At 75.1% G+C, this 13,448-nt stretch carries 10 protein-coding genes; 7 read left to right on the top strand and 3 right to left on the bottom strand.

Going from position 1 to position 13,448, the window contains the following annotated elements; genetic code table 11:
* The first annotated feature begins 6 nt into the window (after nucleotides 1–6).
* From SK069_RS12675 to pknB, 6 genes are read left to right on the top strand one after another with little or no spacing between them, the layout of a single operon-like run.
* A complete protein-coding gene (locus tag SK069_RS12675; RefSeq protein WP_319954609.1) occupies nucleotides 7–846 on the top strand; it encodes a DUF3662 and FHA domain-containing protein in 840 nt (279 codons plus the stop codon).
* Nucleotides 843–1,331 carry an FHA domain-containing protein gene (locus SK069_RS12670; RefSeq protein WP_319954608.1) on the top strand — a complete coding sequence of 163 codons (489 nt, stop codon included), beginning with the start codon at nucleotides 843–845 and terminating at the stop codon, nucleotides 1,329–1,331. Before SK069_RS12675 ends, SK069_RS12670 begins: the two co-directional genes overlap by 4 nt.
* Before the next feature lie 13 nt (nucleotides 1,332–1,344).
* The gene (locus SK069_RS12665; RefSeq protein ID WP_319954607.1) at nucleotides 1,345–2,574 is read left to right on the top strand and encodes a Stp1/IreP family PP2C-type Ser/Thr phosphatase; all 1,230 of its coding nucleotides are present in this window, start codon (nucleotides 1,345–1,347) and stop codon (nucleotides 2,572–2,574) included.
* Entirely contained in the window at nucleotides 2,571–3,914 is a 1,344-nt protein-coding gene (locus tag SK069_RS12660) for an FtsW/RodA/SpoVE family cell cycle protein (protein WP_319954606.1), read from the top strand. Before SK069_RS12665 ends, SK069_RS12660 begins: the two co-directional genes overlap by 4 nt.
* Entirely contained in the window at nucleotides 3,911–5,386 is a 1,476-nt protein-coding gene (locus SK069_RS12655) for a peptidoglycan D,D-transpeptidase FtsI family protein (protein WP_319954605.1), read from the top strand. The genes SK069_RS12660 and SK069_RS12655 overlap by 4 nt, the downstream gene beginning before the upstream one ends.
* 43 nt (nucleotides 5,387–5,429) lie before the next feature.
* A complete protein-coding gene (pknB, locus tag SK069_RS12650) occupies nucleotides 5,430–7,523 on the top strand; it encodes a Stk1 family PASTA domain-containing Ser/Thr kinase (protein WP_319954604.1) in 2,094 nt (697 codons plus the stop codon).
* 44 nt (nucleotides 7,524–7,567) lie between these two features.
* Here pknB and SK069_RS12645 read toward each other — a convergent pair whose 3' ends face one another.
* The 3 genes from SK069_RS12645 to SK069_RS12635 form a co-directional block, all read right to left on the bottom strand.
* On the bottom strand, nucleotides 7,568–9,085 hold the full coding sequence (locus tag SK069_RS12645; RefSeq protein ID WP_319954603.1) for a protein kinase domain-containing protein: 1,518 nt from the start codon (nucleotides 9,083–9,085) through the stop codon (nucleotides 7,568–7,570).
* Nucleotides 9,086–9,316: 231 nt separating this feature from the next.
* A complete protein-coding gene (gene purM / locus SK069_RS12640; protein WP_319954602.1) occupies nucleotides 9,317–10,414 on the bottom strand; it encodes a phosphoribosylformylglycinamidine cyclo-ligase in 1,098 nt (365 codons plus the stop codon).
* A 533-nt stretch (nucleotides 10,415–10,947) separates the two neighbouring features.
* A complete protein-coding gene (locus SK069_RS12635) occupies nucleotides 10,948–11,994 on the bottom strand; it encodes an undecaprenyl-diphosphate phosphatase (RefSeq protein WP_319954601.1) in 1,047 nt (348 codons plus the stop codon).
* 241 nt (nucleotides 11,995–12,235) lie between these two features.
* On the opposite strand from SK069_RS12635, the gene SK069_RS12630 reads away from it, so the two are divergent.
* Nucleotides 12,236–13,351, top strand: coding sequence for a DegT/DnrJ/EryC1/StrS family aminotransferase (locus SK069_RS12630; protein WP_319954600.1), 1,116 nt, complete (start codon nucleotides 12,236–12,238; stop codon nucleotides 13,349–13,351).
* Nucleotides 13,352–13,448 lie beyond the last annotated feature (97 nt).

Raw genomic sequence — 13,448 nt, 5'->3', positions numbered from 1 at the left:
CCTCCTGTGCTGCGCGACATCGAGAGCAAGCTTGCCGGCCTGGTCGAGGGGACCTTCGGCCGGCTGTTCCGAAGCGAGGTCACCCCCGCTGAGCTCGCGCGCGGCCTCGCGCGGGAGATGGAGGCGACCCGGCGCCAGGGACTCGACCGCACCTGGGCCGCCCACCACTACGACGTGTACCTCTCGCCCGACGACCACGACCGGATCCTCCGGCTCGGGCCCTCGCTGCTGGAGGAGCTCTCGAACCACCTGCTCGTCCACGCGCGCGAGCAGCGCTACGCGCTCGCGCACACGCCGGTCGTGCGGCTGCATCGCGGCGACGAGCTGCCGCCGAGCCGCTACGGCGTCGCCGCGATCCACGAGGACCCCGACGACGAGCCGCCCGCCCCGTCCCCGGCGCGCCCGGCCGAGCCGCCGGCCGACCACGCCGCGCCGATCCCCGCCCCGCGGCAGCCGACCGGACCCGTCGCCGAGCCGCGACGCGCGCGCTCCGGGCGCGTGCCGACCCCGCCGGGCGGGGCCCCCGGTGCCGCCCGACCCCGCGCCGGGGCGCCGCCGCGGAGCCTCGTGGTCGTGCTCGAGGGCCGGCGCGAGCCGATCGGCCCCGACGGGGGCGTCATCGGCCGCAGCCGCGAGTGCGACGTCGTGATCGCCAGCGCCGAGGTCTCGCGGCGCCACTGCGAGATCCGGCCCGGCCGCGACGGCTGGACGATCGACGACCTCGGCTCGACGAACGGCGTCGTGGTCGACGGCGTGCCGGTGCAGCCGGGCCGTCCCGCGCCCCTGCGTCCCGGCGCGCAGCTCGAGCTGGGCACGATCGTCGCGCGGGTGGAGGCCGGCGCGTGAGCCTGCCCCTCGCCGATCTCGTCGAGCCGGTGTCCGTCGCCCTGAAGTTCGGCATCGTCGCCGTCCTCTACCTCTTCCTCGCCTGGGTCGCGCGCTCGAGCGTCGTGGACCTGAGCCGCGGCGCCGTCGGCGCGCTCGCCCCCGGGGTCCACGATCCGGGCGGCGAGGGACCCGTCGGGGCGGGCACCGGCGAGCCGCGCCTGCGCGTGGAGCGGGCCGTCGGTCACCAGCCCGGCGACGAGTACGACGTCGGCCCCGGTGCGGTGATCGGACGGGGCAGCCAGGTCGACATCCGGATCGACGACGCCTACGCCTCGGGACGCCACGCGCGCCTGGTGCGACAGGCTGGGGTCGTGATCGTGGAGGATCTCGGCTCGACGAACGGTACGTTCCTGAACGAGGAGCCGCTCGCCGGACCGCAGCCGCTCCAGCTCGGCGACCGGATCCGGATCGGCGACACCGAGTTCACGTACCTCGACGACTGACGACCCGTCCCCCGTGCTGAAAGTCGCCGAACACGCCCAGCGGACCGACACCGGCCGCCAGCGCCCCCACAACGAGGACTCGTTCGTGGCGCGGACGCCCCTGTTCGCGGTCGCGGACGGGATGGGCGGCGCCCAGGCGGGCGAGGTCGCCTCCCGCGTGGCGGTCGACACCCTCCGGGAGGGCCTGGGCACCGGCAGCGGGACCGTCGCCGAGCGCCTGCGCGACCAGGTCTCCGAGGCGAACCGCCGGATCCACGAGCGCGCGCTGCGCGACCAGCGACGCGCCGGGATGGGGACGACCCTCACCGCCGCCTACGTCGACGAGGGCCAGCTCGTCGTCGTCCACGTCGGCGACAGCCGCCTCTACCGGCTGCGGGGGCAGGAGCTCACGCGGCTGACGCGCGACCACTCGCTCGTCGAGGAGCTCGTCCGGCAGGGTCGGCTGACGCCCGAGCAGGCGCTCGAGCACCCCCAGCGCTCGATCATCACCCGTGCGCTCGGGCCCGAGCCCGAGGTCGCGATCGACTCCGAGGTCCTGAACGTCGAGGACGACGACCTCTTCCTCGTGTGCAGCGACGGCCTCACCGCGATGCTCAGCGAGGAGGAGATCGAGGAGATCCTCGCGGGTCCGGGCTCGCTCGACGAGCGGGTCGACCTGCTCGTCGACCGCGCGAACGAGGCCGGTGGGCGCGACAACATCACCGTCCTCCTCTTCCGGGTCGAGAACGCCGGGACCGCGCCGTCCGCGCTCGCCGCGGGGAGCCCCGCCGCCGACGAGGAGCCGACCCAGGCGCACGAGCAGGTCACCGCGGTGCTGCCGCGGGTCGACGCCGACCAGCTCGCCGCGGCGGCGTCCGCGGAGGAGCCGCGTCCCCCGCGCGGGTCCGCGGACGGACCGCGCACGCCGCGGACCGCGGTCGCGCCGCGCAAGCGCCGCGGCGTCCGCGCCGGGCCGTTCATCGTCCTCTTCCTGCTCTTCTGCGTCCTCGTCGGCGGGTACTTCGCGTCCCAGACGGTGTACTTCGTCGGCAATCACCGGGGCCTCGTGACCGTCTACCGCGGCCTGCCGTACGAGCTGCCCGCCGGGCTGAAGCTCTACTCGGTGAACTACCCGTCCGCCGTCCCCGTCGACGAGGTCGACGCGCCGCTGCGCCGGCGGCTCCTCGACCACCGCCTGCGGTCGCTGGCCGACGCCAACGACCTCGTGTCGAAGCTGGAGCGGGGCGAGGTCGTCAAGCCGTGAGGCCGCGCACGCGCGAGGCGCTCGCGCTCCTGCCCTCCGCGCTCCTGATCACCGCCGGCTTCACGGCGATCTTCCTCAAGCGCGGCGACTTCGTCGGCAACACGTCGCTCGTCATCGGCGGCGTGTTCCTCGGGCTGTGCCTCGCGGCGCACCTCGTCATCCGCTTCACCGCGCCGAACGCCGACCCGTTCATCTTCCCGCTCGTCGCGCTGCTGGCGTGCCTCGGGCTCGTCGAGCTCTACCGGATCGACGAGAGCTTCGCCCGGTCCCAGGCGCTGTGGTTCGTCATCGGGCTCGGGCTCTTCGCCGCGACGATGATCGCGCTGCGCGACTACCACCAGCTCGAGCGCTACCGGTACACGATCGCGCTCGGGGCGATCGTCCTGCTCATGCTGCCGCGGTTCCCCGTGATCGGGCAGGCGACGAACGGCGCCTACCTCTCGATCAAGATCGGGCCGATGAGCTTCCAGGCGGCGGAGTTCGCGAAGCTCGGGATCGTCATCTTCCTCGCGAGCTACCTGCGCGACACGCGGCAGGTGCTCATCCACGGCGGGCGCAAGGTCCTCGGGGTCGCGATGCCGCCGCTGCGCTACCTCGGCCCGCTGCTGGCGATCTGGGGCAGCGCGATGCTGCTGCTCATCTTCATCCGCGACCTCGGCTCGTCGCTCATGTTCTTCGGCGCGTTCCTCGCGCTGATCTACGTCGCGACCGGCAAGCTGCGGTTCCCGCTGTTCGGGCTCGGCGCGTTCGCCGCGGGCGCGTACATGGTCGGCTCCCGCGTCGGGCACGTCCAGGATCGCGTCGCCGCGTGGCGCACCCCGCTGGACCCGATCCTCTTCGGCAGCGCCGACGTCTCGCCGCGGCCGCCCGAGTACGGGACGAGCTACCAGCTGGCGCAATCGCTCTTCGCCCAGGCCGACGGGGGGCTCTTCGGCCGCGGGCTCGGCCAGGCCGAGCTCGGGACGACGATCAGCGACGGCGGCACCGTCTCCACGCCGCTGCTGCCGGCGTCGCAGACCGACATGATCTACGCGCTGATCACGAACGAGCTCGGCCTGCTCGGGGCCGCGGCGATCCTCCTCGCCTACCTCCTGATCATCCACCGCGGCTTCCGCGTGGCGATCCTCGCCCGCGATCCGTTCAGCAAGCTCCTGGCCACCGGGCTCACCGCGGTCTTCGCGCTCCAGGTGTTCGTCATCGTCGGCGGGGTCACGAAGGTCATCCCGCTCACGGGCGTCACGCTCCCGTTCATCAGCTACGGCGGCTCGTCGGTGCTCGCGAACTTCGTCCTGCTGGCGCTGCTGCTGCGCGTGTCCGAGGACGCGAGGAGACCGGCGTGAACAAGCCGATCCGCAACCTCTTCGCGCTCTTCGTCCTGCTCTTCGGGCTGCTGCTGGCGTTCAGCTCCCGCTGGACGGTGTTCGAGGACCAGGGCCTGCGCGACAACGCGCAGAACCGTCGCGACCTCATCCGGGCCGAGCGGGTGCCCCGTGGGCGGATCCTCGCGGCCGACGGCACGACCCTCGCGCGCAGCGTCGCGAGGAGGTCGCGGGACACGAACACCACCGCCTACAAGCGGCGCTACCCGCAGGGCTCCCGCTACGTCGCCGCGGTCGGCTACAGCGACACGACGCTCGGCCAGCAGTCGGGCCTCGAGCGCTCCCAGAACGACTGGCTCGCCGGCAAGGCGGTGAAGCTCGCCACGGCGGTCGACCGGCTCGTCTCGGGCGACCAGCGCGGCGACGACGTGCGCACGACGCTCGAGCCGGCCGTCCAGAACGCCGGGATCGCCGCGCTGGCCGGCCGGCGCGGGTCGGTCGTGGCGCTGGACCCGCGCAACGGCAAGGTCCTCGCGATGGTCTCGGTCCCCGGCTGGGACCCGAACAAGGCGATCCGGGACCCGGAGTACTTCGCCGACCTGAACAAGGCCGAGACGACGCGCCCGCTCGTCAACCGGGCCACGCAGGAGGCGTACGTCCCGGGATCGACCTTCAAGGTCGTCACCGCGGCGGCCGCGCTGGACAGCGGCAAGTTCACGCCGGACTCGCTCATCGACGGGTCCAACGGCCAGGTCTTCAGCGGGCAGCCGCTGAACAACGCCGGTGGCGAGGACCCCGGGACGACGACCCTGCGCTACCACCTGACGCACTCGACGAACACCGCCTTCGCGAACATCGCCAACGACCTCGGCAAGGCGACGATGCAGCGGTACATGAAGCGCTTCGGGTTCGGCGAGCTGCCGCCGCTGGACTACCCGAAGGCGCAGATGCGCCCCTCCGGCGAGTTCCTCGCCCGCGGGCGCAACAGCCGGTTCATCCCGGCGACGAGCCGCTTCGTCGACGTCGGGCGCCTCGGCATCGGCCAGGACAAGCTGCAGGTCACGCCGCTGCAGATGGCGATGGTCGCCGCCACCGTCGCCAACGGCGGACGGCTCATGCGCCCGCACCTCGTCGATCGCGTCGTCGACGCCGACGGCCGCGTCCAGGAGCGGGTCGAGGGCCGGCTCTTCCGGCGCGTCATGTCGAGCTCGGCCGCGTCCGACCTGCGCTCGATGATGGGCGACGTCGTGAACGAGGGCACGGGCACCGCCTCGGCCCTCCAGGGCTTCCAGGTCGGCGGCAAGACGGGCACCGCCGAGCTGAACATCGCCAAGGGGCTCAACGACCTGTGGTTCATCGGCTTCGCGCCGCTGGAGAACCCGCGCGTCGCCGTCGCCGCGGTGGTGGAGAACACGACCGGCTTCGGCGGGCCCGTCGCCGGGCCGATCGCCAAGCAGGTCATGCAGGCCGCGCTCGCGGAGGGATCGCGCTGATGCGCCGTCGCGATCGCTCGCACGTCATCCTGGGGGATGCGCCATGAACCGGGTGGGACAGACCATCGATGCCCGATACCGCGTCGAGCGCCGGCTCGGCACGGGCGGGATGGCCGACGTCTTCGGCTGCGAGGACCTGCAGCTCGGGCGGCACGTCGCGCTGAAGGTCCTCCACGAGCAGCTCGCCGAGGACCCGCAGGTCGTCGCCCGCTTCCGGCGCGAGAGCCAGTCCGCGGCCGGGCTCCAGCATCCCCACATCGTCCAGGTCTTCGACCGCGGCGACTGGGACGGCATCCCCTACATGGCGATGGAGCTCGTCGACGGGGTGACGCTGAAGGACGTCATCCGCGACCAGGCGCCGCTGGATCCGATCAAGTCGATCGACCAGATCAGCCAGGTCCTCGACGCCCTGCGCTACGCCCACCGCCGGGGCCTCGTCCACCGCGACATCAAGCCGCAGAACGTCCTGGTCGGACCGGACGGCCAGCTGAAGGTCGCCGACTTCGGCATCGCGCGCGCCGTCGACGACCTGCAGATGACGCAGACCGGCATGATCGTCGGCACGGCGCACTACCTCTCGCCGGAGCAGGCGTCGGGGCAGAACATCACGCCCGCCGCCGACCTCTACGCCGTCGGCGTCGTCCTCTTCGAGATGCTGACCGGCCGGCTGCCCTTCGACGGGGATCAGCCGGTGGCGATCGCGCTGAAGCACGTCAACGAGGACCCGCCGGCGCTCTCGGTCGTCAACCCGGCCGTCCCGGCGGACCTCGAGGCCGTCGTCATGCGGGCGCTGGCGAAGTCGGTCGACGACCGCTTCGCCGACGCCGAGGAGTTCATCGCGGCCCTGCAGGGCGTCCGGCACCGGATCGTGTCCGGCGAGCCCGAGCCCGAGCGCGGCACGTACCCGACGTCCGGGCCCCGCGGCGCCGACATGCCGACGGGCGGCTGGCTGCAGCCCGCGGCCGGGATGGCGGTGCCGGCCGGCGTGGCCCCGGAGGAGGCGCGGGAGGCCGACGAGGCCCGACGCCGACGCCGGCGAGCGTGGATGGTGACCGGCGCGCTCGCGACGCTCGCGGCGCTGGCGCTCATCGGCTACCTCATCTTCGGCCGGATGGAGACCGTCCCGCGGCTCAACGGCCTGACGGAGGCGGCCGCGACGCAGCGGCTCGAGGAGCGCGGCTTCCGGGTCAGCACGGAGCAGCAGGCGAGCGCCGACGTCCGTCGCGGGATCGTCATCCGGTCCTCGCCCCGTCGCGGAGCGCGCGTGCGGCACGGGTCGAAGGTCCTGCTCACCGTCTCGAGCGGCCCGGCGCAGCTGACGATCCCGGCGGTGGTCGGCCAGACGCGCGCCGACGCGCGCCGCGCCCTCGTCCAGGCGGGGATCGCCGAGGACGACATCGCCGACGCCGAGCAGGCGTCGGAGACCGTCGAGGCCGGGCGCGTGATCAGCGTGTCCCCGGCGGCGCAGACGCGGATCGATCCGGGGACCCAGGTGACGCTGACCGTGTCCTCCGGTCCCGCGAGCGAGGACCAGGTCGAGGTGCCGAAGGTCACCGACCTCGACCGCGCCGCGGCGGAGAAGGCGATCACCGACGCCGGGCTCGTGCCGGAGGTCACCGAGGTCGACTCGACCGACGTCGAGGCCGGCACGGTGACCGAGCAGAGCCCCGCCGCGCGCTCGAAGGTCGACGAGGGCTCGACCGTGCGCCTCACCGTCACGCGGACGCCGGCCGACGAGGAGGACGACCAGGTCGCCGTCCCGAACGTCGAGGGCCGCACCCGCGCCCAGGCGGAGCGCGCCCTGCGCGCCGCCGGCCTGCGGCCCCGGGTGACGGAGGTCGCGGTGTCCGACGAGGGCCAGGACGGCCGCGTCCAGCGGCAGGTGCCCAACGGCGGCAACGTGCGCAAGAACGCGACGGTGACCGTCCAGGTCGGGCGCTACGAGGAGCCGACGACCGACACGACGACCACCGGCAGCTCGGGCTCGTCCGAGGACCAGGGCGCGGCCGGGACGAGCACGACCGGCGTGGCGGCCGTCCGCTCGCAGGACGCGGCCCCCGTCGCCGCCGGCGACTGGCTCGGCGGGCTCGTGCGGCGACCGGCGGTCGTCGTGCGCGAGGCGCGCCGCCGCGCCTGAGGCCCCGCGGCGTCGCCGGCGGCGGGCGCCTCGTGGACCGACCGTCAGCCGCGCCGCAGGAGCGACAGCGCCTCGATCGAGACGCGCTCGGCGCCCGGCGGCAGCTGCGTGATCCAGACGAGGTAGTACCGGTACCGGCGGCCGTTCGTGCGCAGCGCGACGTTCGTGCGGGCCGTCGCCTGCGCGACCGAGCCGACCTCGACCCAGCCCGGGTCCGGGACCGTCGACGGCGGTGCCTCGCCGCCCGCGGACGCGAGGATCGTCGCCTGCCACCCGGGGGTGGACGTGGCGATCGACAGGCGCGTCGCGGCGACGGTGCTCGTCCCGACGTCGAGGTAGATGCCGACGCCGGTCTTCGGCGAGGGGAAGACGCCGCCGCGGTACTGCTCGGTCGTCCAGGCCGTGCTGCGGTCGCCGTCGAGGACCTTCGCCGTGTCCTCGGGGTGCTCGGACTTGTCGCCGAGCGGGTCGTAGTCGTGCGCCGCGTTCTGGCTCAGCGAGATCGTGCGCTCGCCGGACACCGGCGGCGTCGAGGGGCGCTGGTCGGTGCCGCGGGTCGTCGCGTCCGGCAGCAGCTGGACGGCGGCGAAGACGAGCGCCGCCACGACGAGCAGGACGGCCCCGAGCAGCAGGCCCCGGCGCCGCAGGCGCAGGTTCGCCCGCCGGCGCTTCTGCGGCGGCAGGCTGCGCAGCACCGCCGTCGCCTCGCCGGTCGCCTCGCCCCGGCGCGACGCCTCGATGGTGAGGACGTCCTCGAGGTCGGCGATGAGGTCCGCGGTGTCGGGGTAGCGGACCTCGAGGTCCTTCGCCGTGGCGCGGTCGACGACCGCGGCGAGGGCGGCGCCGACCGACGGGCGCAGCGCCTGGACGTCCGGCAGCTCCTCGCGGACGTGCTTCATCGCGACGGCGACCTGGTTCTCCCCGTGGAAGGGGACGTCGCCGATGAGCATCTCGAAGAGGACGATCCCCAGCGAGTAGACGTCGCTCTGGCCGGTGACCTCGTGGCCCATCGCCTGCTCGGGCGATACGTAGTCGGTCGTGCCCAGCACGCGGCCGTCGGCGGTCAGCCCGTGCTCCTCGAGCGTGCGCGCGATGCCGAAGTCCGTGACCTTCGCCAGGCCCTCCTCGTTGATGAGGACGTTCTGCGGCTTGACGTCGCGGTGGACGATGCCGCGGTCGTGCGCGGCGCCGAGGGCCCGGGCGATCTCGATCGCGTACGCCACGGCCTCGGTGACCGGCAGGCGGCCGGCCCGCTGGATCCGCTCCTTCAGCGTCTCCCCGCGGACGTGCTCGAAGACGATGAACGGCGTGTCGTCGTGCTCGCCGGCGTCGATCACCTGCACGATGTGCGGGTGGTTGAGCTGCGCCACGGCGCGCGCCTCGCGGCGGAACCGCTCGAGCTGCTCGGAGTGCTCGGCGATCTCGCGGTGCATCCGCTTGATCGCGACCGTCCGCTCCAGGACGGTGTCGAAGGCCCGGTAGACCGTCGACATGCCACCGGACCCGATCTGGGCCTCGAGGCGGTAGCGGTCCGCGAGCAGTGTGCCGACGTCGATGGTCACCGGGACGGGGTCGTTCGGGCGGTCCGGGTCGGCGAGGCGGTCGGGAGGGCGGTCGGAGGGCGGCTCGGCGGGGCGCCGGCCTCGTCACATCCTTGCGGGTGACGGGCGATCGCGGGCCGCCGGGTCCGGATCTTGCCGGGATCCGGCGCCGGAGCCCGGGATCTTCATCGCTTCCTAACCCTCTCCGGGCGCGGGGTTGCACCCGGAGCGAACGTCCGTTCCCGCCCCGGCTCAGCGCAGCTCGACCCCGCCGGGGGCCGTGCAGACGCCGCCGCGGTCGGTGACCGTCCCGATCCGGCGGGTGCCGGGATGGCGCTCGGCGAGCAGGGCGCTCGCCGCGTCGACGTGCTCGTCGGCGACGACGGCGACGAAGCCGCAGCCCATGTTGAAGACCTCCCACATCTCGGCGTCCGAGACGCTGCCGAGGCGCTGGATGAGGCGCATGACGCCCGGGACCGGGAGCGGGTCCTCGATCGCGAAGCCGAGGCGGGGGCCGGCGCTCGCCGCGGGGTGGGGCCGGCCGTGGGCGTCGAGGGCGCCGAGGCGGACGAGGTTCAGCAGGCCGCCGCCGGTGATGTGGCTCAGGCCCCGGACGGGGATGCCGCTGCGCAGCAGCTCGACGATCGCGCGGACGTAGATGACCGTCGGCTCGAGCAGCGCGTCGGCGACCGAGGCGCCGCCGAGCTCCTCCGGCCGATCGTCGAGGGTCAGGCCGCCGTCGCGCTGCAGCGCCTTGCGCGCGAGCGTGTAGCCGTTGGAGTGGATCCCGCTCGACGGCAGGCCGATCAGGGCGTCGCCGGGCTCGATCGCCGCGCCGGTCACGAGCTCGTCGAGCCCGACGGTGCCGATCGCGGTGCCGCAGAGGTCGAAGCCGCCGGGGTCGGGATGGCCGCGCAGGAGCTCGGGCAGGACCGCGAGCTCGCCGCCGGGGATCTCGATCCCGGCGTCCTCGGCCCCGGCCTTCAGGCCGCGGCCGATCGCGGCGAGCCGCTCGCCGTCGGGCTCCTGGACCGCGAGGTAGTCGAGCATCGCGATCGGCTCGGCGCCGACGCACACGAGGTCGTTGACGTTCATCGCGATGCAGTCGATCCCGACGGTGTCCAGCCGGTTCGTCTCCTCGGCGACGATGAGCTTCGACCCGACGCCGTCCGTGGCCACCGCGATCCCGAGGTTCGGCGCGACCCGCAGGACGCTCGCGTAGTGCCCGGACGCGAGGACGTTCAGCGACGGCTTCCCCGTCTCGATCGTCTTGAGGATCCCGACCAGGGCGCCGACGCCGGCGTCGGACTGGGTGGTGTCGACCCCGGAGGCCGCGTAGGCGTCGCTCATCGCGGAGGATCGTCGCACGTTCCCCGCGACCGGTGGCGGTCGGCGCGAGCGCGGCGCCGGCGCGGTCGCTGACGCGGACGGGGGCTTCGGGTGCGCGGGCTGCCGCGGTACGGGTGCGCGACTCCGCTGCGTCGTCGGGGAGGGCGACGCCCGTGGTGCGTCGCTCGCGGCGTCGTGCCGGACGAGTGGCGTGCCGGGGTCGCCGGGCGTCCGTGGCGCCGCGTTCGTCGCGTCGTGTCCGGCGAGTGGCGTTCTCGGGTGGTGATGCCCGTGGTGCGTCGCTCGCCCCGTCCTGCCCGGCGAGTGTCGTGCCGGGGTCGCTGGGCGTCCGTGGTGCGGCGTCGGCCCGGCGTCGGCGGGCGAGCGTCGTGCGGGGGCGGCGGCCGACGGGTCGCGGCGCTCGGCGCTCGGCGGGCGCGGTCGTCTCGGCGTGGCCGGTCGGGCGCAGAGGCCGGGTGGAAGAGGCGTGGCGCCCCGCGTCGCCGGCGGCCGGCGGCGAGCGCGCCGTCGCGCAGGAACGTGCGGCCGTCCGCTCAGCGCGGCGGCCGGGTGGCGAGCAGCCCGCCCGCGACGAGCAGTCGGTAGGCCCCGAAGGGCGCCAGGCGGACGCCCTCGAGCGTCCGTCGCGCCAGCGGCGCCGCCAGGCGGCCCGAGAGCGCGCTCGTGACCGCGACGGCACCGAGCGGCAGCAGCGCGGCGCGCGGCACCGTCCCGGCGGCGACGCGCTGGACGAGCCGCACGGTCTTCAGGGCGGTGGCGCCGCCGACCGCCGGGCCGGCCAGCGCCGCCGAGATCCAGCCCGCGTCCCCGCGCCCGAAGCCCAGCGCGCGCGCCGCCCCGAGCACCGCCCCGCTGCGCGACACGCCGGGCCACAGGGCGGTCGCCTGGGCGAGGCCGAGCAACAGCGCGTCGGCGATCGTCGCGTCCTGCCAGGAGCGGCCGTCGCCGGCCGGACCGCGCCGACCGGCGCCCGTCGTGCCGGGCCCGCCGGTCGTGCCCGTGGCGCCGGACGGGTCAGGCGTCCCGGTCCCTCGCGCGGCGCCCGCGCCCGCCGGGTCGGCCTCGCCCGTCGGCGCCGCCTCGCCGCGCTCGACGTCCCGGGCGAGCGCGCGGCCCCCGACACGCCGCAGCCGCAGCAGGCCGCCGTCGGCGAGCGTCATCGCGAACCCGCCGACGACGAGGCCGATCGCGATCGTCTCGTCGGAGCCGAGCCGCTGCTCGATCCGGCGCTCGAACGCCACGGCGGCCAGCGCCGTCGGCGCGGAGGCGAGGGTGATGAGGCCGGCGGTCCGCGCGGCCCTCGCCGGGTCGGCGGCCGCGCCGCGCAGCACCTGGCGGATCTCCACCCGCAGGCCGAGCGTCAGCCCGGCGAGCGTCCCGGCGTGCGCGGCGACCTCGGTCGCCTTCGCGAGCTCGGGATCGCCGGGCGCCACCCCGCGGCCACGCGTCACGACCTGCGTGACGACGCGGACGTGGGCGGAGGAGGACACCGGCAGCGCCTCGGCGGGCCCGTGGACGAGCCCGGCGAGCTGCGCCGCCACGAGCGAGCGCAGGGGGTGGTCGGGGAGGCCGGAGGGCATCGGTCGCGGAGCCTACGCCGCCCGGGGTCGCAGGCCCACGGCGCGGCGCGTCCGCGCTCTGCCGCGGGACGGCCGAACGGGGCCGAGGAGGGAACGTTCCGGCATCGATGCCCTCCGGAGGGCGGGGTGCGGAACGTTCCGGCACCGGTCCCGCCCTCCCGGGGGCCGCGGGGGCCTCCTCGCCCGGGCTCGGTCCCGGCGGGCCGCCGGTCGGCGCCGACCGTCGGGCATCCTGTGCGACATGGCCGTCCCGCTCTTCGACACCGCCACCGCGCTGGAGCCGCTGCGGGACCGCCTGGACGAGGCGCTGCTGCGGGTCGCCCGGGACGGGCGGTTCGTCCTGGGGCCGGAGGTCCACGCCTTCGAGGAGGAGCTCGCCGCCTGGCTCGGCGCCCGCCACGCGATCGGGGTGGCGAACGGCACCGAGGCGATCACGATCGCGCTGCGCGCGCTCGGCGTCGGTCCGGGCGACGAGGTCGTCGTCCCGTCGTTCACCTTCTGGGCGAGCGCCGAGGCGATCCCCCCGACCGGCGCGGTCCCGGTCTTCTGCGACGTCGACCCGGACACGATGTGCGTCACCGCCGAGACGGTCGCGGCCGCGGTCACGCCCCGGACGAAGGCGATCATCGCCGTCCACCTGTTCGGCAACGTCGCGCCGATCGCCGCGATCCGGGAGCGGACCGGGCTGCCGGTGCTCGAGGACGCCGCGCAGGCCGCCGGCTCGACGCTGCGCGACGGCGACGGGACCGTCGCCCGCCCGGGCACGATGGGCGACGTGGCGACCTTCAGCTTCTACCCCTCGAAGAACCTCGGTGCGTTCGGCGACGGCGGGGCGATCACGACGAGCGACGACGCGATCGCCGAGCGCGTCCGGACGCTGCGCTTCCACGGCTCCGCGGACAAGGTCGACTACGTCGAGATCGGCTACAACAGCCGCCTCGACGAGGTCCAGGCCGCGATCCTGCGCGTCCTGCTGCCGTCGCTGGAGAGCTGGGCGACCCACCGGCACCGGGTCGATGCGCGCTACCGCGCCGCCGGGCTCGGCGAGCTCGTGACGCTGCCCGAGGCGGCCCCGGGCAGCGCTCCGGCCTGGCATCTCTACGTCGTGCGGACCGAGGAGCCCGACGCGCTCGCGACGGGCCTCGGCGCCCGCGGGGTCGGCGCGCGCGGCTACTACCGCACCCCGGTCCACCGCCAGCCGCCGATGGCGGCGTTCCAGGCCGGCGGCCTCGCGGACCTGCCGGTCACCGACGAGCTCGCCCGCACGCACGTGGCCCTGCCGATCAGCGCGACGATGACCGAGCGCCAGATCGGCGAGGTCGTCGACGGCGTGGCCGCGGTCCTCGCCGGACGCTGACCTCGCGTCCGGCGCAGGCGTCCGACCGCGCGCGAGCCCGCAGGCCGGATCGACCGAGGCGGGCATCGCGACCGCGCTCGTCCCGGGCCGCCCAGAG

The sequence above is a fragment of the Patulibacter brassicae genome (assembly GCF_033949425.1).
Classification (GTDB): domain Bacteria; phylum Actinomycetota; class Thermoleophilia; order Solirubrobacterales; family Solirubrobacteraceae; genus Patulibacter; species Patulibacter brassicae.
Note: the sequence above shows the minus strand (reverse complement) of the source record. Positions and strands in the feature narration are given on the sequence as shown.

Excerpts from the sequence above, each read along its gene's own strand:
- pknB (WP_319954604.1), top strand. The coding sequence starts at position 5,430 with ATGAACCGGGTGGGACAGACCATCGATGCCCGATACCGCGTCGAGCGC.
- purM (WP_319954602.1), bottom strand. The coding sequence starts at position 10,414 with ATGAGCGACGCCTACGCGGCCTCCGGGGTCGACACCACCCAGTCCGAC.
- SK069_RS12635 (WP_319954601.1), bottom strand. The coding sequence starts at position 11,994 with ATGCCCTCCGGCCTCCCCGACCACCCCCTGCGCTCGCTCGTGGCGGCG.
- SK069_RS12630 (WP_319954600.1), top strand. The coding sequence starts at position 12,236 with ATGGCCGTCCCGCTCTTCGACACCGCCACCGCGCTGGAGCCGCTGCGG.